We start from the raw sequence: 22,608 nt of genomic DNA on the forward strand, positions 1-22,608 counted from the left end.
AACAAGTGCTTTGTATACTTCGACTAATATAGACAACTTCTTATATTATTTGTACTATCGAGGTGTCTCTATTACTAGTTGAAAATATTACAAATTTGTGAACTGTTTTCAGGACTAAAAAGCAGGTGAATGAATTGAAAAGAGCTTATCAAATCTATTCTATTATTACTACCCTCGGTATGCTGCTCGTTTTACTCATGGGAGCTGTTGTAACAAAAACAGATTCTGGTAATGGCTGCGGAAATTCTTGGCCACTGTGTTATGGAGAATTATTGCCAACAGCACCTAAACTTGAAACGATCATTGAAGTAAGTCACCGGTTTGTTTCGGCTTGGCTCGGAATCTTAGTTATCATTCTGGCCATATGGGCTTGGAGACGAGAACCACATAAAAAAGAAATTAAAATTTTGGCAGGTTCTGCCGTGTTCTTTATCGTCCTTCAAGGGCTTTTAGGAGCAGCAGCTGTTATTTGGAGCCAGTCTTCTGCTGTACTCGCTTCCCACTTTGGATTTTCACTTGTTTCATTCGCAAGTGTGTTGCTGCTAGCGATTCTTTCATTTGAAGATCGTGACCGGCCTTTTATTGCCAAGGTAACACCAGGTTTTAAAAAGAACATCTACTGGCTGTTTGTTTATTTGTACGCTGTTGTATACACCGGAGCACTTGTAAGACATACCGGCTCGAGCATGGGTTGCGGCCCTGAGTTCCCACTTTGTAACGGTTCTGTACTCACAACATTAGGTTCACAAGCTAGCATACATTTGCTGCATAGAATCGCAGCTGTCGTACTTTTCTTATGGATTGCATTTTCTTGGTATCATGCAAAAAAGCATTACAGTGACCAAAAAGTTGTGAATAAAGGTTTTCAGTTCGCGTTGCTATTTGTCATCTTGCAAGCTGTATCAGGAATTATGATCGTACTTTCAAACTTAAACCTGTTCGTAGCTTTATCACATGGATTGATCATCTCTTTCCTATTTGGAACGTTGAGCTATTTAGTACTGATCGTTTATCGGAAATAACAAAAGACCAAGGTGCTTCAATTGCACCTTGGTCTTTTTAAGTTTTAATTTTAGACTTTCATCGTTGCTCTTGAAGGCAGTTGATTTCCATTTCAGATGCTCGCTTTCCGGGGGCGGGCGGTGAGCCTCCTAGCGCTTTGCGCTTTTAGGAGTCTCACCTGTCCCACTCGTCCCCCAGGAGTCTCGTATCTTACATTCCAAACAACTTTTCAGTGAAGTCTTTTATGCAGCAATTAAAGAATAGTCCCTAACTAAAAGCTAAAAGCTCGCTTCCAGTGATTACCCCACAATTATGTGTCAAAAGAGCTTATTTGATTAATTCGATAAGCAGATCTCCTGCTGCAATACCTTCACCGTTTTGAACAGAAATTTCTTTTACAGTTCCATCAAATGGAGCTTGTACCGTCGTTTCCATCTTCATGGCTTCTGTGATCATAAGATGATCGCCTTTTTTCACTTTTTCGCCTTTCTCAACAAGCACTTTAATGACAGTACCAGGCATACTTGCACCTATTTGAGAAGGGTTTGAGTGATCCACTTTTTGCTTTGCAGATACTGTTACTTTAGCACTTTCATCAATAACCACGATCTCACGCGATTGACCGTTCAATTCAAAGTAAAGAACTCGAGATCCATCATTCTGAGCCTCACCGATAGAAACAAGTTTAACAATCAACGTCTTACCTTGTTCGATCTCAACTTCAATTTCCTCACCAAGCTTCATTCCATAGAAGAAAGTTGGTGTATCAAGGACAGAGATATCTCCAAATTGCGTATACATCTTCTCACGATCTAAGAACACTTTTGGATATAATGCATATGCCAAAACATCAAAACTTGTAATTTGACGGTTGATCTTATGAAACAATGTTTCTTTTATGTCATTAAAATCAGCGGCTTCTAAAAGCTCTCCTGGCCTCACTGTAAGAGGTTCTCTACCTTTTAAGACAATACGCTGCAATTCTCTCGGGAAGCCTTCATATGGCTGTCCCAGGTATCCTTGAAAGAATTCTACAACAGAGTCAGGGAAATCAAGTGATTCTCCTCGATCGTATACATCATCTTCAGATAAGTTGTTTTGAACCATGTATAAAGCCATATCTCCTACCACTTTTGAAGAAGGAGTAACTTTTACTACATCACCGAACATATCATTCACTCTTCGATACATTTGTTTCACATCATCCCAGCGGTCACCTAAGCCAACTGCTTTCGCTTGCTGCTGTAGGTTACTAAACTGTCCGCCAGGCATCTCATGTTCATACACTTCAGGATCCGGAGCAGGCATACCGCTTTCAAATCCTGAATAATACTTTCTAATATCTTCCCAGTAAGAAGAAAGTTGTTTTGCATGATCAATATTTAAGTCTGGCTGTCTCTCATTACCTGATAATGCGTAATAAAGGGAGTTAGCGCTTGGCTGTGATGTTTGTCCAGCCATAGAACTTACAGCAACGTCTACAATGTCCACTCCAGCTTCTGCAGCTTTGGCATAAGTATAGATTCCATTCCCACTCGTGTCATGTGTATGCAGATGAATTGGAATATCGATCGATTGCTTGAGTGCTGATACAAGATCATAAGCTGCCTGAGGCTTTAATAGACCCGCCATGTCTTTAATAGCTAAGATATGCGCACCTTCTGCTTCAAGCTCTTTCGCTAGATTTACATAATACTTAAGATCATACTTCGTTCTGCTCGGATCTAAAATATCTCCTGTATAACAAATCGCGGCTTCAGCAATTTTTCCTGTTTCACGAACGGCTCTTATAGCTACCTTCATACCTTCAACCCAGTTTAGACTATCAAAGATACGGAATACATCTATTCCAGCCATCGCTGACTTTTTAACAAACTCTTCAACGACATTATCTGGATAGTTCTTATAGCCAACTGCATTCGATGCTCGTAAAAGCATTTGGAATAATACATTTGGCGCTTTTTCTCTAAGTTTAATGAGACGGTCCCACGGATCTTCGTTCAGGAAGCGATAGGATACATCAAAAGTCGCTCCTCCCCACATTTCTAGAGAAAACATATCCGGCCATAATCTTGCTGTCGGCTCAGCAATGTGCAGCAGGTCATTCGTTCTAACACGTGTCGCCAGCAACGATTGGTGACCATCACGGAAAGTTGTATCAGTTAGCAACAATTTCTTTTGATCTTTTACCCATTGAGCTACAGCTTCTGGTCCTTCAGCATCCAACAGCTGCTTAGTCCCATTAGGAATCGGTTCTGAAAGCTTAAGCTTTGGAATACGCGGCTTATCGAAGGATGGTTTTTCTTGCTTTTGAAGCCCTGGGAAACCATTGATTGTCGTCGCCCCAATATAAGAAAGCATTTTTGTTCCTCTATCTTTACGCTTCGGAAAAACGAAGAGTTCACTGCTTGTATCAATAAAGGAAGTATCATAGTTACCAGATAAGAACTTTTGGTGTGTAACAACGTTCTCAAGAAAAGCAATATTTGTTTTGATTCCACGAATACGAAACTCTTTTAAGTTTCTCAACATTTTGGAAGCTGCTTGTTCATATGACAAAGCCCATGTAGAGACTTTTACGAGCAATGAATCATAGAACGGCGTAATTACCGCACCTTGAAAACCGTTACCTGCATCCAATCGTACCCCAAAACCACCGCCGGAACGGTAAGCCATGATTTTCCCAGTATCCGGCATGAACTGATTGGATGGATCTTCTGTCGTTACACGAGATTGGATCGCATATCCATGACAATAGATGTCTTCCTGCTTTGGAATTCCAATTTCTTTTCCATGTAAAGAGAATCCTTGTGCAATCAAAATTTGCGATTGAACGATATCGATCCCTGTAACCATCTCTGTAATGGTATGCTCAACCTGAACGCGTGGATTTACTTCTATGAAATAAAATTTGCCGTCAGGTGTAACAAGATATTCTACTGTTCCCGCATTGATATAACCAACGTGTTCCATTAAAGAAACCGCTGATTCACAAATTTCATGACGAAGTTCATCCGTAAGAGAAACACTTGGTGCGACTTCTACTACCTTTTGATGCCTTCTTTGTACAGAGCAATCTCGCTCATACAGATGGACAAGATTGCCTTCATGATCTCCAAGGATTTGGACCTCAATATGTTTTGGATTCTCAACGAATTTTTCAACATAAACTTCATCCTTGCCAAACGCTGCTTTCGCTTCTGATTTAGCACGGTCATAACTTTCTGCTAATGAGTTCTCACTTCTGACGATACGCATTCCGCGTCCCCCGCCACCCATAGCAGCTTTAATAATGATTGGAAAACCGTTTTGTTCTGCAAAATCTTTAACTTCAGACAAGCTGTTTACAGGACCGTCACTTCCAGGGATAACTGGAATGTTTGCATCAATGGCTGTTTGTCTAGCTTTTACTTTATCTCCGAACACATCTAGATGCTTTTCATTAGGTCCTATAAAAACAATGCCTTCTTCACGGCAGCGTTCTGCAAATTCTTTGTTCTCAGATAGAAAACCATAGCCTGGATGAATACCGTCAACGCCGTTGGTTTTAGCAATTTCAATGATCCCCTCAATATCAAGATAGGCATCAATCGGCTTTTTACCTTCACCAACCAGGTAAGCTTCATCCGCTTTATAACGATGATAAGAACCTGTATCTTCCTTTGAGTATATAGCTACTGTACGAATATCCAGTTCTGTACAGGCTCTGAAAATTCGGATTGCGATTTCTCCTCTGTTTGCTACTAAGACTTTGCTGATTTTTCTGCTCATACAAGTTCCTCTCCTTTTTACCTTACATAATAGCTCTTATCTTTTTAGTTACTTCAGGCTGTCTGTCAGGTATTTTTTTGTTCAGATTTACTTTTGCAGATATGTTTATAAGAATCCCCATCGATGTTAGAAACAAAAGAAGGGATGAACCCCCGTAGGAAATAAACGGCAGCGGTACTCCAGTAATGGGAAGCAGTCCAACCGCTGCTCCAAGATTAACGACCGTTTGTATGCCGATCATACCGGAAATACCGAACGCTAATAGGCTTGTGTATGTATCTGTACTTTGCATTCCAATCCAGAATCCTTTTAACACGATATACCCTAATAACAGGATGATTAAAAGCACTCCGATAAACCCTAGTTCTTCAGCAATGATCGCAATGATAAAGTCAGTATGCGGTTCAGGCAGGAAACCGTATTTTTGAATGCTCTCTCCTAAACCAGAACCTGTCATTCCGCCTGCAGCTATAGATATATAGCCATTTACAAGCTGATAACCATCACCCGCAGGATCTTTAAACGGAGCATATGCAGCATCAAAACGGGATAGCTGTTCTGGAGTCAATCTAAAAAAGAGGCCTAAACCGGCAATTCCGGCTAACGCTACCATTGAAAAAATATGCTTAAATTTAATGCCAGAACAGAAAAGAATTATGCCTGCAACCCCTGATACTATAATGCCTGTACCTAAGTCAGGCTGCCTGAGAATCAATAGAAACATGATAGCGAATATGCTCAAAGGCGGAATGACCCCTTTTTTAATATCATGCATCTTACCTTGTTTCTTTGAATAAATCGCAGCTAAATAGATGGCAAGCGTCAATTTAATAAATTCTGCGGGCTGAATCCCGATTGGACCTATGTATAGCCAGCTTTTCGCGTTATTTACTTCTCGGCCAAACAATAATACAGCAACCAATACTATGATTGATACTAAGACGATAGGCATCATCAGCTTTTTATAAATTTGGACGTTAAATCTCATCGTAAAATACATAAGCCCTAATCCAGCAAGCAAAAAGATTAGCTGTCTCGTGAAGAAAAAACTGCTGCTGTAATCATACTTATTGATTGTTACCCCTATACTCGCGCTGTAGATCATGACTAATCCAGCACTGCACAATAATAGTACGGCTACTATCAAAGAATAGTCATAGGGTCTTACTGCTTTTTTCACGTTGTCACCTTTCTCCTCTCTGTCGAAGTCTGTATCTTTATAATTATTAGATATTGTATCACAGAAACCTTTTTATTTCTGATTCAACTATAAGATCAGCTTCTTATAATGTTTCGAAGGTTGTGTCTTTTTTTTGATTGGCTAATCATTAATGTTTTCTGACAGCATTCTTTCTTCGTTTCAGAAAGTGCATCTTATTAAAATACAAGCCATGTTATATATATAAAAAAATCCAGTCCAAGTTTTTTATCGGACTGGGTGTGTATCATTTTTTCATTGATGCATCGTGCAAAGCAGTTAGCTGCTTTTCGAGCGACTCTAATAATTTCTTTCCTGCATCTTCTTCGATCAAGTTTAAACGGACTGCAAAATCTATCTCACGGGATAAACCAAACATTTGCGTATCCAATACTTCCTCATAGAGGGGACATTGTGGCATTGTTAAGTTTTCCATTTGAACTTCAATTAGTTTCAGGATTTTATCTGCATCTGCTTTTAAGAGTTCAAATGCCCTTTCCCGATGTCCAGTTGCCATCTCAGCTGACAATGATCATCCCTCCGTTCGCCACGATTTCTACCTTTAAATATAAAGGTTTGCATAAAAAAAATCAACATATTACAGTATTCTTATAATCGTGCTATTCTTTTAATAGTGTTTTCAATTTTTAAGGAGGTTTTTATGGAATTTATCGTTGCCCTTAAAGGGAAAGTTGACTATCCCCTCACATTAGATCCAAGCGTTTGGATTTTTGATGATAGAAAAGAGGATATAAACACATTATTCGATTCAGTTAAGACCGCGGAAAGTGCGCAGGAAAAATATCTAAAAGATGTTTCTGCTCATTGGGATAGAGAATTACAAGAAGGTGCCATCCCTCCTTCTGAACAAGAAAAAAAGAAGCCGAAAACCACGTTAAAAGAAACACTTTTAACAGGATCTTTTGCTATCTCTCTTTCTTATTTTATCTATAATGCACAACCGCACCCTGACGCAGAAAAAGTTATCATTGAGTCAGGGGACGGTAACGTAGAAATCACACTTAAGGAAGCACAAAACGGATACTTTGCATTTTCTAATCACGGTAAACCCTTAAAAGAAGATGGACCCGTACATTTTTATTTTGCTGATGGACGGAACAAAGAAAATCCCATCAAGCATATTTCTTCCTTAACGATATTATAATATCGATACTTTTGGCAGCTCACTCACTGGGCTGTTTTTTTATAGCAAATCAGCTGCAATCTGAGCAAGAGATGAGCGCTCTCCCTTTTCTAATCGAACATGTCCGCTTAGCGCTTGGTCTTTAAATTTTTCCACGACGTATGTTAATCCATTTGTAAACTCATCAAGATAAGGATGATCGATCTGCTGCGGGTCACCCAGCAAAACAATCTTACTTCCTTCTCCGACCCTCGTTAAAATTGTTTTCACTTCATGTTTCGTTAGGTTTTGAGCTTCATCAATTATAATAAATTGATCTGGCAAACTTCTGCCTCGAATATAAGTGAGTGCTTCAACATGAATGGAGCCTATACCTGCGAGGATCTTTTCTAATTCACCAGACTTTTTTGTGTTAAATAAATATTCCAAGTTATCATACACGGGCTGCATCCAAGGTTTTAATTTTTCTTCTTTTTCGCCTGGAAGGTAACCGATATCTTTCCCAACAGGTACGATGGGACGGGCAATAAATAACTTGATATAATCTTTTAAGTCCTCAGTCTGAAGAAGTGCCGCTGCAAGTGTAATCAGCGTTTTTCCTGTGCCCGCTTTTCCGATGAGCGTAACGAGAGGCAGATCTTTTCGAAGAAGCAATTCGAACGCCATTTTTTGCTGAACATTTCTTGCTCGTATTCCCCAGATCTGCTCAGAGTCATATCTCAATGGTTTTAATGTTTTGCCATGCTCATCTACTTTTCCTAGTGCAGAAACAGAAGACCTAAAAACGTCTTTTAATATGACGAATTGGTGGGGGTGAAATGAATGTCCAGATAGCTCAATTAGCTGAAGCTCGTTTTTTTCGTAAAACTTATTCAAAAGATCTCCCTGAACATAAATTTCTTTATAACCCGTATACGTTTGGTCGTTTTTGTCGATTACTCTGTCACTTAAGAAATCTTCTGCTTCTATACCAAGTGCATCCGCTTTTACTCGGACGAGAACATCTTTTGAGACCAAGATGACTTTTATGCCGCTCTTTTTCGCGTCTTCTTCTTGTTTTAAATTCAGCGTCACAGCAAGAATTCGATTATCATTCGTCGGTTCAACAAATGTTTCCTGAAGCCTTTTAAATGATTTATGGTTGAGCTCTACTCGAAGTGTACCTCCATTTTCAAGCGGAACTCCCTTATGCAGCTGACCTTTTTGTCTGACACGATCAATTAATCGTGATACTTCACGAGCATTTCTTCCAATTTCGTCCATATAACGTTTTTTGGAATCCACTTCTTCTAAAACAACTGCAGGAATAATCACTTCACTATCTCCGAACGATTGTATCGAATAAGGATCCTGCAACAGCACGTTCGTATCTAGGACGTATCGTTTATTCAACATTTAGCCTCCTGACTTAATGTAGTTCTATTCATTTAGCGTTTTTTTATGGACTGCCTATTAAAATGTATGTACGAAGGAATAAAGTTAGAAGAATGTACAAAAAATAACGGAAATGACTTGGAGGGATTGATACCGATGAAAATATTCCGTATTGTTGCCGTCCTTAGTGCGATTTTTGTACTTTTTGGATGCATGAACAATAATAAAGATAACGCACAAACTGACCAAAACACACCTCGGCTTACAAAAGTAAATCAAACAGCAAACAGCAAAAAACCTGAACAGCCAAAGGGTTCTCAAGAAATATCTAGACACCTCGTTGGATTAGCGACGGGGATCCCTGGTGTTGAGGACGCAACTGCAGTCGTATTAGGTCCATATGCAGTTGTTGGGATCGATGTTGATCGAAAGCTAGATAATTCTAGGGTAGGATCTATAAAGTACTCAGTAGCAGAATCATTAAAGAATGATCCAAATGGTAAAAACGCAGTCGTTACAGCGGATCCTGACACTGTTGAGAGACTGCGTCAGATGGGTAGACAGATTCGTCAAGGCCATCCAATCGGCGGGATTATGAAGGAGTTAGCAGGCATTGTTGGACGAATTATGCCGCAAGTTCCACATAGCATTCAAACAAAAAAACCATCACCTACGGAAACAAACAACAGTCAGTTAAATAATAGAGAACAAAGACAGCTTAAGGATCAACAGCAGAAACAGGAAAAATCTCAAAAAAACCAGCCTCAGCGATTAAATGAAAGCTGATTAAAAGATTCTTTAAAGACTCATGAATGCGAATAGCCATCATGAGTCTTTTGAATTTCCATTATATTGCCGCTAAATATATTGCATTTCATTCATTTAATTTTCCAATTTCTTTATGTTATACTGTTTGAAAGAGGTGAATACGATGCGTGTAAAATGCGTATTATGCGATAATATAGAAGTTATTGAAAATGAATGCTCACTTGCAAAAAAATTAAGAAATCGACCTATACACACGTTCATGTGCGATCCATGCAAAGAACGGATAACAAGAAAAACAGCCCAGCGTGAATCTACTGGTAATTTCAATCTATACCGAAGCCCGGACACGAATAATGATTGGTAATGGCAAACGTTTAATCTCATGGATTTTATATGGTACAGCTGCCGGCATCTTGCTGGCTTGTTTTTTTTACATACCTGAAGTATTCCTTAAAATAAAGCTTTATACTTTTTTGTTAAACATTGATTTCTTGCCACTTCCGGCTTCCATCATTTTTAATGAACCCTTGCAATTTGTTTTACACCTTTTCATTGCTATTGCTTTAATTGCATGCGTTGATTTGCTTTGCAAGATGTTCTATCATCCCTTTTTAATTTCTCTATTCATAAATATAATCATGTCATTTACCTTTTTCCCTCTTTACTCTCTAGCAGTATCCAAGCCCTTTTTACCACCATTAACGATACCCTTCTTTATATGGCTTTTCGGACACCTACTCTTCTCTCTCCTCATAGGTTTCTTTGTATCTCTAATGCATAATAAAAGCTAAGTTGACGAGAAAGGCTAGGCGTCAGCTTTCTATCAAATGTAAAAAGGAGTACTGAATAGATCAGCACTCCTCATTAAATCTTGGTTCATTTTGAATTCCTTCATATAATGCATCAATTACGTCTATAAAAAACTTTTCTGACTTTTCCAAACCATCCACTTCAAACAAAACGATATAATAAGGGCCAGAAGTTGCAACAGACGAAATGTTTACATGGTGGTCCTCTTTTAAAATTTCACCAAAAAAATCAAAAGTCTCTTTAGCTGCTAAGTCATGGGGTCTTTCTTCATGTACTTTCTTTATGCTCAACCAATTGGAAAGAGCGTCAACAAGCTGCATTAATTAACCCCCTGTCAGCTATTTTCCCTTTTGCTTCGATACAACCTTACTTTGTAAATAATCAATATTAGTGCAGCCACGATAAGTCCCTCTGCTACCGGCAAGCCGATCCCAAAAAAGGCTAGAGGCATACATCCGATAATTAAGAAAAGATAGATCACTGCAGATTTTAAAGGCGGCAGTTTTTTTGCGAATCCTAGCTTAAAAACGATTATACTAAGCACTGTAATGATCAAATACAACAGCAGAAAAGCTCTGACAGGGTCGTGTTCAATCCCTAACAGCAATGCCATAGATGATGAATCTTCCCCTGTCGCTTTCATGATCTCTTGTTGTTTCTCCACGATTCCCACTCCCGATCGTTAAGAAATACGTTTACCCTTGAGCAAGCTTCTTTTTCTTCTCTACTCTTTCACGCTCGTTCTTATCAAGAATCTTCTTACGAAGTCGGATGCTCTCAGGTGTTACTTCACAATACTCATCGTCGTTCAAGTACTCTAATGCTTCTTCTAATGACATGATACGTGGCTTCTTCATGCTAACTGTCTGATCTTTATTTGCAGAACGCATGTTGGTCATCTGCTTAACTTTTACGATATTAACCGTAATATCATTCTCACGAGTGTGTTCCCCAACGATCATACCCATGTACACTTCTGCACCCGGCTCAACAAAGATTGTACCACGGTCTTCAACACCCATAATTCCGTATTGAGAAGCTTTACCGTTTTCCATTGAAACTAGTACACCTTGGCGTCGTCCACCAACGTTTCCTGCAACCATTGGCTGATAGCTGTCGAACGTGTGGTTTAAGATTCCATATCCGCGTGTTTGTGTTAAGAACTCAGTTGTGTATCCGATCAAACCGCGAGCAGGTACCATGAATTCAAGACGTACTTGTCCAGATCCATTGTTGATCATGTTTTTCATTTCGCCTTTACGATCTCCTAAAGATTCCATGATTGAACCAGTAAATTCTTCAGGAATGTCAATTTGAACATGTTCAACAGGTTCGCATTTCACACCATCAATTTCACGAACGATTACTTCAGGTTTTGATACTTGAAGCTCAAATCCTTCACGGCGAAGGTTTTCGATCAAAATGGAAAGGTGAAGCTCACCACGGCCAGAAACCGTCCAAACATCTGGTGAATCTGTATTTTCAACACGTAAACTTACGTCTGTTTCAAGCTCAGCCATTAAACGTTCTTCAATTTTACGGCTTGTTACCCATTTCCCTTCTCGGCCAGCAAAAGGAGAGTTGTTTACTAGGAACGTCATCTTTAGCGTTGGTTCATCAATACGAAGAACAGGAAGTGCTTCTTCTTGACCTTCTGGGCAAACTGTCTCTCCAACGTTGATTTCTTCCATTCCAGAAACAGCGATCAGATCTCCCGCTTTAGCTTCGTTGATTTCAATACGCTTAAGGCCTAGGAAACCGAAAAGCTTCGTTACACGGAACTTTTTAACAGATCCGTCTAGTTTCATTAGTGATACGGCTTGTCCTACTTTAATCGTTCCGCGGAATACACGTCCGATTCCGATACGTCCAAGGTAGTCATTATAATCAAGCATCGTAACTTGGAATTGCAGCGGTTCCTCACTGTTATCAGCAGGAGCTGGAATCGTGTCAATGATTGTATCAAGAAGAGCAGTCATATCTTCGTCTTGTTTGCTTGGATCCATTGAAGCTGTTCCTTTTAATGCAGACGCATAGACAACGGGGAACTCAAGCTGATCTTCTTCAGCTCCAAGATCGATAAATAAGTCGATTACTTCATCAACTACTTCTTCTGGACGAGCAAAATCACGGTCAATTTTGTTAACGACAACAATTGGCGTTAATTTTTGTTCAAGAGCCTTTTTCAATACAAAACGAGTTTGTGGCATACATCCTTCATATGCATCAACAACCAATAGAACTCCATCAACCATTTTCATGATACGTTCTACTTCTCCACCAAAATCGGCGTGTCCAGGAGTATCCATGATATTGATGCGTTTATTGTTGTAGTTAATTGCAGTGTTTTTAGCAAGGATTGTGATTCCACGTTCTCTTTCTAAATCATTTGAGTCCATTGCACGTTCATGTACTTGCTCGTTGTCACGAAACGTTCCTGATTGGTGTAAAAGCTTATCAACCAATGTCGTTTTACCGTGGTCAACGTGGGCAATGATCGCTATATTACGTAAATCATCTCTTAAATTCAAATGTATTCTCTCCTTATATCCTATCTCTTTTTCTAATTATTTTTGATCTCTTTTTGTTCAACTTGACTATTATATCACAAATTTATTGAAAGGCTTTCTCTTTTTATGTAAATTCGGTACACTTACTACATAGTATAGACAAGTTTTTGGCTTGGAGGTCATCATGAATATTATTTTCTTCATCATCGCACTTTTAACCGCACTGGCAATATGCGGTATTGGGATTGCTATTGGCGAGAAAAGCTGGTTCATCTTTTTAGTGTCTATCGTTTCAGTTTTTCTATTAATGGGATATGGATTTTCTCTAAAAAAAAAGCAAAGAGAACGTTCTTAATTGAACGTTCTTTTTGCTCCCCGCACTTTTTTACCAATATTAAGTTAAGTGCTCGATGATTTCATTATGCAAGCCAGGTTTAGAGGCTAGTATGCTGTTTTGCTCGAGAAGCTGAACGGGCCCTCCGTCAGTTCTACTAACAATCCCACCCACTTCTTGTAAAAGAATCAGCCCAGCTGCGAAATCCCACGGTGAGAGTCTTAATGTCATATATGCATCTAATTTTCCCGAAGCAACATAAGCGAGTTCAATTGCAGCAGAGCCATAAGACCGAGTACCTCTGGATTTTCTGATAATCTGCTGAACATTCTCATGATTGATTCGTCTGTTAGGTCCCGCCCAAGTCGCGTTGACACCTACAACTGCTTCAGATAATGTAACTTTCTCTAATTGAGGTAATTTTTTTTCGTTTAAGTACGCACCTTCACCTTCTTTAGCAAAGTAAAGGTTATTGCCCTCCACATCGTAAATTAACCCCAATTTCCCTACTCCATTTTCATAAATCCCTATTGAGATCGCAAAATTAGCTTGTTGGTGAATAAAGTTCGTTGTACCATCGATCGGATCAATTATCCATATGACCCCTGATTTTCCTTCTATTTGATCTCCATAACCTTCTTCTCCAAGAACTTTATGAGCTGGGAAGGTATGCTGTATCTTATCAATAAAAAACTTTTCAATGTTCTTATCCATATCCGTAACGAGATCCGCGATATGTGATTTATATGTAATCGTTAACGTGTTCTCGAAAGAATCCTTAAGTAACTGTGCAGCTTCAAGTGTCCAGGTCTTCAGATGTTCCTCTATTGATTTCATTTCCTCATTAGTCACGTTATCACCCCTCACTTTCTTATTAGTATAAGTCAATTTTATCTTCTTCACAAAAAAACGAACCATCCGTTCATGATGGATTCGTTTTTTGTTATCCGCTATCAGCTTGGATCATGCTTCTAATCTCACGAGCTCCAGCCTTAATCGTTCGAGCTTACGTTTAGATTCATTGATCTGCTTCTGATCTTTTAACTTCAAAGCATCAAACAAAGTAGCTAATTCATAATCAATCTCAAGTTTTAAAACTGGAATTCTTCTTTCCGCATCCGTTCTTTTTAATGTATTCATTACTTGTTTCATTTTACCGGCACATCCTTTCTTTTCTCGTATTCTTCGTTTCCTTTATTTTATGAAGTAGTCATGTATATGGAAACGGCACTTTGCAGAATCTATTGCAAACATTTTTTTAAAAACAGTTCGTGTGATAAACTTCTTTGTAGCACTTGATAATCAGGAGGAAAATCTTCATGACATTTAATGGATTTAAAGCCCAGGATTTTAAAGTTTTCCAAACACCTGGCCTTGACGATCGTATGGAACAAATTATTAGCCAAATCAGGCCTAAGTTGGAGACACTCGGAAATAGATATGCTGAAGAGTTGACTGGTTTTACTGGAGAAGAAATGTTTTTCCATGTCGCTAAACATGCTAGAAGAACTGTAAATCCTCCAAAGGATACATGGGTTGCTTTTGCTCCTAATAAAAGAGGTTACAAAATGCTGCCACATTTTCAGATTGGACTTTGGGAAACTCATGTTTTCATTTGGTTTGCTATCATTTACGAAGCACCAATAAAAGATTCCTACGGCAAAGTTTTCCTTAAGAACTTAAATAAAATTAAAAAGGATATTCCTAATGATTTTGTTTGGTCAGATGATCACATGAAACCAGAAAGTAATACGCATCGGGAGGTCAAAAAAGAACGATTAGTAGAAATGGCAACCCGGCTAAGTACAGTAAAAAAAGCAGAATTGCTTTGCGGTGTCCGTATCGAAAAAGAAGAAGCTGTGAACATGAGTGAAGATGACTGGTATGATCGTATCTCCGAGACCTTTAAAACGCTCTTACCCCTTTATAACTTAAAGAAAAAATTGTAATAAAAATAGTGGCAGGAAGCAGTAGTTTAGCTGCTTCTTACCACTATTATATTGCCGTACAACATAATTGTATGGGTATGTATCCTTATTGTTAGAAAAGTGTTAGAAAAGGTTGTTTAATTTTTGTTTAACGGTTTCAGATTCTTTTATTATTCGTTGGAACAGTTCTTCTACACTGGGAATATCCTTTATCCGACCCACAATTTGTCCAGCCCAGCCAAATCCTTCATCATCTTTTCCTTCATATATAAATTTCTGATTAGCTTCCCCACTAATATAGTTCTTCAAATGTTCATATGTTCCATCTTTCAATTCCTCTTCTAAGATTTTTAATGAAAACTCTGTGCGCAGCGTTCTTCCCGGCATCCCTAAAGCCCTTTTGATGACAACCGTATCGATTTCAGAGCTTTCGACTACGAGCTCTTTGTATGCCGAATGTGCATGTACACATTCCTTCGTTGCAATGAATCTTGTCCCCATCTCAATCCCTTCTGCTCCAAGAGCCAACGCTGCCATAAGTCCTTTACCATCACCTATTCCTCCAGAAGCTACAACAGGAATAGAAACACTCTCAGCAACTTGTGGAACTAGTACAAACGTACCTGTATCATCCTTACCGATATGGCCGCCGCCTTCTTGTCCTACAGCCATAACGGCATCTGCCCCTGAATTTTCTGCTTTTATTGCTTGGCGAACACTTGAAACGAGTACAAGTGTTTTGATATTTGTATTTTGTAGCCGATTTAGAACCGGTGCTGGATTACCCCCAGTAATACTAATTACTTTAACACCCTCTTTAATGGCTACTTCCAGCATTTCTTCATAAGATCTGCCATGCTGGCCAATTGCGAAATTTACTCCAAAAGGACGTGAAGTTAATCTTTTTGTCTTTTGAATCTCTCCTCTTAAAGCATGGTGATCTGACAAAGACATTGCAGTAATCTGTCCTAATCCCCCTGCATTTGATACAGCTGAAGCAAGTTCCGCATAAGCTAAATATGCAAGTCCGCCCTGTATAATAGGAAGTTCGATATTTAATAAAGCTGTTAGTCTAGTGTTCAATTTTATTCCTCCCTGAAAATTAAATCATTTACTTACATCTTCATGCATTTTCTGTTATACTTCTTTTGTTTTATAAATATAAACAAAATCATTTTAGTTCACGATAGATGAGGTGTATTATAAATTGTCTCAACACGAAACTCCTTTATTTACAGGTTTGCGTGAACATGCAAACAAAAATCCTTTGCAGTTCCACATTCCTGGCCACAAAAAAGGGCAAGGAATGGATGAAGAATTTAAAAATTTCATTGGACCAAATGCATTATCAATCGATTTAATTAACATTACTCCCCTAGATGACCTTCATCACCCAAAAGGGATGATCAAAAAAGCTCAAGCTCTAGCAGCACAAGCTTTTGGTGCAGACCATACATTTTTCTCTGTACAAGGAACTAGCGGAGCAATCATGACGATGATTATGTCAGTCGTTTCACCTGGAGACAAGATTCTAGTCCCAAGAAATGTCCATAAGTCTATTATGACAGCAATCGTTTTTTCTGGAGCAACACCTATATTTATTCATCCTGAAATTGATCCAGAGTTGGGAATATCTCATGGGATTACTCCTGACAGCGTAGAAAAAGCTCTAAATCAGCATCCGGACACAAAAGGAGTACTCGTGATTAACCCCACTTATTTTGGGTTTGCTGCAGATTTAAAAGGAATCGTTGATATTGCACATCGATTCAATGTACCAGTTCTAGTTGATGAAGCTCACGGTGTTTTGATTCATTTTCATGATCACATGCCATTATCTGCAATGCAAGCAGGTGCAGACATGGCTGCGACAAGCGTTCATAAATTAGGAGGATCTTTAACAGGAAGCTCTATCTTAAATGTTAGAGAAGGACTTGTCTCTCCTGAACGCGTTCAAACGATTTTAAGTATGATGACAACAACATCAACTTCTTATATTCTGCTTGCTTCACTTGATGCGGCAAGAAGACGTCTAGCGACAGAAGGATATACCCTAATTGAAAAAACGATTTCGTTAGCCAATGATACAAGAGCAAAAATTAACGAAATTCCTAACCTTTATTGTGTTGGTGAAGAAAAGCTTGGTACATCTGCTACATTTGATTACGATCCATCTAAGCTTTTAATTTCTGTTAAAGATCTTGGTATTACAGGATATGAAGCAGAGACATGGCTTCGAAAAAATTACAACATTGAAGTTGAACTTTCAGATCTGTATAACATTTTGTGTTTGATCACAACAGCGGATCACGAAAAAGATACGATGGTTCTTATTGAAGCATTATCAAAACTATCGCAAGAAAAAAGTTCATCTAAAAATGACGAAATTAAATCGATTCCCGTTCATGTACCAGATATTCCGGTTCTTGCACTATCTCCACGGGATGCTTTTTACGCCAATACTGAAAGTGTACCGTTTGAGGAATCAGCAGGCAGAATTATCGCTGAGTTTGTTATGGTCTACCCACCTGGAATCCCAATTTTTATACCAGGTGAAATTATCACTCAAGAAAACCTAGATTATATTAAAGAAAACCTTGAAGCAGGTCTCCCTGTTCAAGGACCTGAAAACGCAGATCTCAAATATTTAAAAGTTATTCAAGAGCAAGTTGCCATCCGTTAGTAAAGGATAGCATCACAAAAAAGAAGACCCTGCGGGGTCTTCTTTTTTACTTCTCTAATTTAGCCTGCTCTTGGCAATGAGGGCATTTGTTTGAATACAATGTAGTTACTTTTTCCTCTTCAAAATGCTCTATTGTTGTTTCACACGTCTGGCAAATGATTACACCCATTCGTTTCATCTCCCTCCACATTTTGAAAACGCTTACGTTTATATTTATATATTATTATGTCACATTTAGTTTGTCAACATATTTAGTATAACACATTGCTAAAATGTGCTCATTAATCATATTGTTCAATTACAGGAATATGTGGAACCGCTTCTTCAAAGAAAAGAGCAAGATCTTCTGCTTCTTTAAGGGTCTTAATATGAAACACTTGTCGGATATATTCCAAGTTTCTCATATCATTTGAATCTAATAATGCTGATCTCCCCGTTTGCATACAAACAACTAAAGGCTTGCCAAAAAACATATTAGTATAAACAATTCCAAAATCGTACCTTACTGTATCTGTCGTAAAACCTACAAACCGGACATTTACGAATTCACTCTCGTCATACAATTTTTCAAACCATTCCATGTTATCCCTCCTCGTATGATTTCACTATTCATCGATCGGGCTCTGTATAACCTGTTTTAACTAAATGAGGTATACTAATAGGACTGTAATTGAATGTAAGAGTAATTCCCTAAAATCATGATATCCAAACTCCAATTTGTCAAAATCTTCTTAAAATATGATATACTATTCTATGAATGAATGCCTTTAAAAATGACTAACTGGAGTGAGTTGCATGTCTCAAAATGCCTATATAAAGCTTGGTCCCGCTTCTGAAAAACAAGTTATCACAATAGAAGAAGTGAAAGACTTACTCATGTACTACCGTTCTATCACATCGAAAACAGGAGATCAATTATCATGGGGGTATTCCGAAGCTGCCTTTCCCTATACAATTGAGGAAAAAAAAGAGGCGGATCATAAATGGTTTTACTTAAAAGGGATAGATCCGCAGAAAAATAAGTATATCTTAATTGGTGTTGGAGAAGAGAAACAGCCTGAATCAGAAGAATTAATGAATTATATTCAAATTTCACTAACTGATATTTCTACGCATGGAGACAAGGGAAAAGCGAATGAGTTCTGTAAGTTTTTAGCTTCGAAACTGAAAGGCGAACTCCACCTTTTTAACGGCAGGGTGATGTATTATTATCCGAAGAAATAAAAAACAATTCTGTGTTAGCTTTGTTGTTTTTGGAAGTGGTTGATTTCCGTTCCAGGTGCTCGCTTTCCGCGGGGCAGGCGGTGAGCCACATTCGTACGTTAGACTCTTAAGTGTCTCACCTGCCCACCTGTCCCGCAGGAGTCTCCCACCTTGCACTCCTATCAATTTGCAAAGGGAGAAAAAAATAAAGACAAACAAGCTAAATTCTTCTCTTTTGTATATTTATAAGTATTAAAAGAAGTTCAAAATTTTTAAGTATCAACTCTAATTACTAGGCAAAAGTCTTGATGCTAGTCTGCAAATAGCAGAAGCGCTTCAGCTTAAATTTTACTTTTCACGCAACAAATGTTGCTTTATAATGCCATTATCGAATAAGAAGTCCGATCAAATGATTGGACTTCTTATTTTATTTTTACTACAATGTAAACTTTGGGTCCCTTAGGGGAAAATAAAAAGAATACGCATTGAGAAAGGATGTGACGAAATGAAAAAACAACCTAATACTGTTTTTATCGTTTCACTATTAATTTCTATCGTTTTTATTATCATAGGAAGTTTATTTCCTACCGAATTTCAAACAAAAGCTACAGCGATACAAAATTTTCTGCAAGAGAAATTTGGCTGGTTCTACCTTCTTTCAGCTACTAGTTTTTTAATCTTTGTTCTTTATTTAGCTTTTAGCAGGTACGGAAGAATTAAACTCGGAGAACCGGATGAAAAGCCTGAATACCATACTGTCACATGGTTTGCCATGTTATTTAGCGCCGGAATGGGTATTGGTCTTGTATTTTGGGGTGTAGCAGAACCGATAAGCCATTTTTACACACCACCTTCAGGAGAAGGCGGAAATGCCGCCTCTGCACAAGCCGCTCTTAGGTACAGCTTCTTTCACTGGGGATTACATCCTTGGGCTATTTATACGCTTATCGGATTATCACTTGCTTATTTTAAATTCAGAAAAGGAGCACCAGGGTTAATCAGCTCCATATTCACTCCATTATTAGGAGAAGATAAAGTAAATGGACCTATTGGTAAAACCATTGACATTATCGCTGTACTCGCAACGATTTTTGGAGTTGCTACATCACTAGGTCTTGGCGCGGTTCAAATAAGCGGAGGAATCTCTTACTTATCGAACATATCAAATAACTTTACGACACAGCTGATCATTATAGCTGCTGTTACTGTATTATTTATTCTTTCTTCTCAAACAGGGTTAAACAAGGGGATTAAGTACCTAAGTAACCTGAATATATTCCTTGCCGTATTATTAATGGTATTCTTGCTCTTTGCATCATCTACAAACTTTATTATGAATGTGTTTGTGCAATCTTTAGGGAATTATCTTCAATTTTTGCCTAGTATGAGTTTGAAATTAAGTCCGTTTCGGCCGAGTGAAGCTGGATGGATACAAGGTTGGACCGTCTTTTATTGGGCTTGGTGGATTGCTTGGGCACCTTTCGTCGGTACCTTTATCGCACGTGTATCTAAAGGAAGAACCATTCGAGAGTTTATATTAGGAGTATTGCTTGTACCAACTGTTTTCGGAGCTCTTTGGTTTTCCATTTTTGGCGGCGCAGCATTACATCTAGAGATCTTTAACAATGTTGGTTTGAATAAAATCATTACAGATAAAGGGACTGAGGTTGCCTTATTTGCATTATTTGAAAACTTGCCTTTTGGAACGATCATGTCAATGATAGCAATCTTCTTAATCAGTACGTTCTTTATTACATCTGCTGACTCAGCTACATTTGTGCTTGGTATGCAAACGAGCCACGGCCGTTTAAATCCTTCCTCTATAACAAAGTTTATATGGGGAATAGTAATTGCAGCTGCTGCAGCAATCCTTTTATATTCCGGCGGTTTAGAGGCTCTGCAAACAGCTTCCATCATTGCCGCTTTCCCTTTTGCGTTCGTATTGATCTTTATGATGTTTGCTCTTCAGAAAGCGTTATCTGAAGAAAAGAAATGATACTTGGACTAAATGAACAAAAGTTTACCTGTCACATAAACAACAGTTAATGATAGCGTAACATGTAAGGCTACTGACCTATTCTGAATGAAACGATATGCCACTAAAAAGTTAAAATAACCAAACATCAGTAATAGGATCGTTTCATAAAAACTATGATCATGATGCGAAAGAAAAAGAACGATTGAATACCCGCACCACATAACGATTTGAATAAGTATACTAAAAAATACGTTCATCTTGTCCTCCGAGTATTTCATTATAATTAAAGGGTATGACACGTTGTGCAATATATGATTGAATGAAATGCTGTTTCCTTAACTTTGTCTCATTAGAAATGTGGCTTATTATCGGCTAACGTCAGATGTGTGGGATCGTGCATCTTACACATCAATCAACATTTTTTTAAGAAAAACAAAAAACCCCTTGCAAGCCTGAAATGTCAGCCTGCAAGGGGGTTTTTATTAATGGCTTTATTTTACGATATGAACTGGAAGTCCGATTGCAACTTCAGCTGCTTCCATAGAAATTTCTCCGAATGTTGGATGCGCGTGAATTGTCATAGCGATATCTTCTGCAGTCATTCCTGCTTCAATTGCTAATCCTAATTCGGCGATCATATCAGATGCATTTCCACCGGCAATTTGAGCACCTAAAACAAGTCCATCTTCTTTACGAGTGATAAGTTTCATGAACCCATCTGTTTCGTTCATAGATAGAGCACGTCCGTTTGCTGCAAATGGGAATTTAGATGCTTTTACATCAAATCCTGCTTCTTTAGCAGACTTCTCATCGTAACCTACAGTAGCAAGTTCTGGATCTGTGAATACAACAGCTGGAATAGCCATGTAATCAATTTCAGCTGCATGTCCTGAAATTACTTCTGCTGCAACTTTACCTTCATAAGAAGCTTTGTGAGCAAGAGCTGGACCTTCAACTACATCACCGATTGCATAGATTCCATTTACACTTGTTTGAGCTTTTTTGTTGATTTTGATAAGACCACGCTCGGTCATTTCAACACCAACTTGCTCAAGACCAAGTTCTTCTGTATTTGGACGACGGCCGACAGTAACAAGAACATAGTCAGCTTCAAACGTCTTAGACTCGCCTTTAATTTCAGCAGTTACAGTTACTCCGTCTTTTGTTTCTTCAACGCCTTTAGCCATTGCTTCTGTAAATACTTCCACATTGCCTTTTTTCTTTAAGCGTTTTGAAACAACTTGGCTCATTTGCTTTTCAAAACCAGGCAGGATTTGTTTGCTTCCTTCAAGGATTGTTACTTCAGTACCGAAGTTAGCATAAGCTGTTCCAAGCTCCATACCGATATAACCACCACCGATAACTACCATCTTCTTAGGAATTTCTTTAAGAGCAAGAGCTCCAGTAGAAGAAATGATACGGTCACTCCATTTGAAACCTGGGATTTCAATCGGACGAGACCCAGTAGCGATAATCGCATTTTTGAACGTATATGTTTGAGAGTTCTTCTCGTCCATGATGCGTACAGTATTTTCATTTACGAAATAAGCTTCACCACGAATGATTTCAACTTTATTTCCTTTTAGCAATCCTTCAACACCGCCAGTTAGCTTCTTAACGATGCCTGCTTTCCAGTCTTGAACTTTGCTGAAATCCACTTTCACGTTTTCAACAGTAATACCCATGTCTTCTGAGTGATTCGCATGTTCTACACGGTGACCTGCATTAATTAAAGCTTTTGATGGAATACAGCCTACGTTCAAACAAACGCCGCCCATTTCTGCCTTTTCCGCAATAGCTACTTTTTGTCCTAACTGTGCAGCGCGAATTGCCGCAACATATCCCCCAGGACCTGAGCCTATAACAAGTGTGTCTAACTCAATTGGAAAATCTCCTACTACCATC

Annotated in this window: 23 protein-coding genes; 9 read left to right on the top strand and 14 right to left on the bottom strand. The window is 38.5% G+C overall.

Annotation, left to right across the window (positions count from 1 at the left end):
• The first annotated feature begins 134 nt into the window (after window positions 1-134).
• Window positions 135-1,022 (top strand): COX15/CtaA family protein, encoded by an 888-nt coding sequence (locus AWM68_RS20050; RefSeq protein ID WP_082820822.1) that lies wholly within the window; start codon window positions 135-137, stop codon window positions 1,020-1,022.
• A 307-nt stretch (window positions 1,023-1,329) separates the two neighbouring features.
• Here the strand turns inward: AWM68_RS20050 and pyc are convergent, their stop codons facing one another.
• The 3 genes from pyc to AWM68_RS20065 form a co-directional block, all read right to left on the bottom strand.
• A complete protein-coding gene (gene pyc, locus AWM68_RS20055) occupies window positions 1,330-4,773 on the bottom strand; it encodes a pyruvate carboxylase (protein ID WP_066245826.1) in 3,444 nt (1,147 codons plus the stop codon).
• Between the two features lie 22 nt (window positions 4,774-4,795).
• Complete coding sequence (gene ftsW, locus AWM68_RS20060; RefSeq protein WP_066245828.1) at window positions 4,796-5,953, bottom strand: putative lipid II flippase FtsW; 1,158 nt, start codon at window positions 5,951-5,953, stop codon at window positions 4,796-4,798.
• Window positions 5,954-6,218: 265 nt separating this feature from the next.
• Window positions 6,219-6,488: a DUF1507 family protein gene (locus tag AWM68_RS20065; RefSeq protein ID WP_419865602.1), complete on the bottom strand. Its 270-nt coding sequence runs from the start codon at window positions 6,486-6,488 to the stop codon at window positions 6,219-6,221.
• A gap of 144 nt (window positions 6,489-6,632) precedes the next feature.
• On the opposite strand from AWM68_RS20065, the gene AWM68_RS20070 reads away from it, so the two are divergent.
• Window positions 6,633-7,136, top strand: coding sequence for a hypothetical protein (locus AWM68_RS20070; protein WP_066245830.1), 504 nt, complete (start codon window positions 6,633-6,635; stop codon window positions 7,134-7,136).
• Window positions 7,137-7,175: 39 nt separating this feature from the next.
• On the opposite strand, the gene AWM68_RS20075 is transcribed toward AWM68_RS20070, so the two are convergent.
• A complete protein-coding gene (locus tag AWM68_RS20075) occupies window positions 7,176-8,510 on the bottom strand; it encodes a PhoH family protein (protein WP_066245832.1) in 1,335 nt (444 codons plus the stop codon).
• A 135-nt stretch (window positions 8,511-8,645) separates the two neighbouring features.
• On the opposite strand from AWM68_RS20075, the gene AWM68_RS20080 reads away from it, so the two are divergent.
• A complete protein-coding gene (locus AWM68_RS20080) occupies window positions 8,646-9,275 on the top strand; it encodes a YhcN/YlaJ family sporulation lipoprotein (RefSeq protein ID WP_066245834.1) in 630 nt (209 codons plus the stop codon).
• Window positions 9,276-9,420: 145 nt separating this feature from the next.
• Window positions 9,421-9,621, top strand: coding sequence for a YlaI family protein (locus AWM68_RS21170; protein WP_082820823.1), 201 nt, complete (start codon window positions 9,421-9,423; stop codon window positions 9,619-9,621).
• A gap of 487 nt (window positions 9,622-10,108) precedes the next feature.
• On the opposite strand, the gene AWM68_RS20085 is transcribed toward AWM68_RS21170, so the two are convergent.
• The 3 genes from AWM68_RS20085 to typA form a co-directional block, all read right to left on the bottom strand.
• Window positions 10,109-10,387 (bottom strand): hypothetical protein, encoded by a 279-nt coding sequence (locus AWM68_RS20085; protein ID WP_066245836.1) that lies wholly within the window; start codon window positions 10,385-10,387, stop codon window positions 10,109-10,111.
• Between the two features lie 14 nt (window positions 10,388-10,401).
• Entirely contained in the window at window positions 10,402-10,680 is a 279-nt protein-coding gene (locus AWM68_RS20090; protein ID WP_231868473.1) for a YlaH-like family protein, read from the bottom strand.
• Between the two features lie 82 nt (window positions 10,681-10,762).
• Window positions 10,763-12,598, bottom strand: a complete 1,836-nt coding sequence (typA, locus tag AWM68_RS20095; RefSeq protein ID WP_066245838.1) for a translational GTPase TypA — start codon at window positions 12,596-12,598, stop codon at window positions 10,763-10,765.
• A 163-nt stretch (window positions 12,599-12,761) separates the two neighbouring features.
• Here typA and AWM68_RS21175 point away from each other — a divergent pair, with 163 nt between their 5' ends.
• Complete coding sequence (locus AWM68_RS21175; protein WP_231868471.1) at window positions 12,762-12,932, top strand: DUF5325 family protein; 171 nt, start codon at window positions 12,762-12,764, stop codon at window positions 12,930-12,932.
• Between the two features lie 39 nt (window positions 12,933-12,971).
• On the opposite strand, the gene AWM68_RS20100 is transcribed toward AWM68_RS21175, so the two are convergent.
• Together AWM68_RS20100 and AWM68_RS20105 are read right to left on the bottom strand one after the other, a co-directional pair.
• The gene (locus tag AWM68_RS20100) at window positions 12,972-13,748 is read right to left on the bottom strand and encodes an inositol monophosphatase family protein (protein ID WP_066246041.1); all 777 of its coding nucleotides are present in this window, start codon (window positions 13,746-13,748) and stop codon (window positions 12,972-12,974) included.
• 126 nt (window positions 13,749-13,874) lie between these two features.
• Entirely contained in the window at window positions 13,875-14,063 is a 189-nt protein-coding gene (locus AWM68_RS20105; protein WP_066245840.1) for a hypothetical protein, read from the bottom strand.
• Between the two features lie 167 nt (window positions 14,064-14,230).
• Between AWM68_RS20105 and AWM68_RS20110 the strand changes: the two genes are divergently transcribed.
• The gene (locus tag AWM68_RS20110) at window positions 14,231-14,860 is read left to right on the top strand and encodes a YktB family protein (RefSeq protein WP_066245842.1); all 630 of its coding nucleotides are present in this window, start codon (window positions 14,231-14,233) and stop codon (window positions 14,858-14,860) included.
• Between the two features lie 102 nt (window positions 14,861-14,962).
• On the opposite strand, the gene AWM68_RS20115 is transcribed toward AWM68_RS20110, so the two are convergent.
• Window positions 14,963-15,928, bottom strand: a complete 966-nt coding sequence (locus AWM68_RS20115; RefSeq protein WP_066245844.1) for an NAD(P)H-dependent flavin oxidoreductase — start codon at window positions 15,926-15,928, stop codon at window positions 14,963-14,965.
• Window positions 15,929-16,046: 118 nt separating this feature from the next.
• On the opposite strand from AWM68_RS20115, the gene AWM68_RS20120 reads away from it, so the two are divergent.
• Window positions 16,047-17,522, top strand: a complete 1,476-nt coding sequence (locus AWM68_RS20120) for an aminotransferase class I/II-fold pyridoxal phosphate-dependent enzyme (RefSeq protein ID WP_066245847.1) — start codon at window positions 16,047-16,049, stop codon at window positions 17,520-17,522.
• A 46-nt stretch (window positions 17,523-17,568) separates the two neighbouring features.
• Here the strand turns inward: AWM68_RS20120 and AWM68_RS21180 are convergent, their stop codons facing one another.
• Window positions 17,569-17,712 carry a GapA-binding peptide SR1P gene (locus AWM68_RS21180; protein ID WP_419865601.1) on the bottom strand — a complete coding sequence of 48 codons (144 nt, stop codon included), beginning with the start codon at window positions 17,710-17,712 and terminating at the stop codon, window positions 17,569-17,571.
• A gap of 91 nt (window positions 17,713-17,803) precedes the next feature.
• Window positions 17,804-18,103: a DUF3055 domain-containing protein gene (locus AWM68_RS20125; protein WP_066245849.1), complete on the bottom strand. Its 300-nt coding sequence runs from the start codon at window positions 18,101-18,103 to the stop codon at window positions 17,804-17,806.
• Window positions 18,104-18,317: 214 nt separating this feature from the next.
• On the opposite strand from AWM68_RS20125, the gene AWM68_RS20130 reads away from it, so the two are divergent.
• Both AWM68_RS20130 and AWM68_RS20135 read left to right on the top strand, forming a co-directional pair.
• Window positions 18,318-18,746: a DUF1885 family protein gene (locus AWM68_RS20130; protein WP_066245851.1), complete on the top strand. Its 429-nt coding sequence runs from the start codon at window positions 18,318-18,320 to the stop codon at window positions 18,744-18,746.
• 484 nt (window positions 18,747-19,230) lie between these two features.
• Window positions 19,231-20,721 carry a glycine betaine uptake BCCT transporter gene (locus AWM68_RS20135; protein ID WP_066245855.1) on the top strand — a complete coding sequence of 497 codons (1,491 nt, stop codon included), beginning with the start codon at window positions 19,231-19,233 and terminating at the stop codon, window positions 20,719-20,721.
• A gap of 8 nt (window positions 20,722-20,729) precedes the next feature.
• Here the strand turns inward: AWM68_RS20135 and AWM68_RS20140 are convergent, their stop codons facing one another.
• Together AWM68_RS20140 and lpdA are read right to left on the bottom strand one after the other, a co-directional pair.
• Window positions 20,730-20,960: a hypothetical protein gene (locus AWM68_RS20140; RefSeq protein WP_066245857.1), complete on the bottom strand. Its 231-nt coding sequence runs from the start codon at window positions 20,958-20,960 to the stop codon at window positions 20,730-20,732.
• Window positions 20,961-21,194: 234 nt separating this feature from the next.
• Window positions 21,195-22,607, bottom strand: coding sequence for a dihydrolipoyl dehydrogenase (lpdA, locus tag AWM68_RS20145; RefSeq protein ID WP_066245861.1), 1,413 nt, complete (start codon window positions 22,605-22,607; stop codon window positions 21,195-21,197).
• Between the last annotated feature and the right edge of the window lies 1 nt (window position 22,608).

It is taken from the genome of Fictibacillus phosphorivorans, from assembly GCF_001619875.1.
Classification (GTDB): Bacteria; Bacillota; Bacilli; order Bacillales; family Fictibacillaceae; genus Fictibacillus; species Fictibacillus phosphorivorans_B.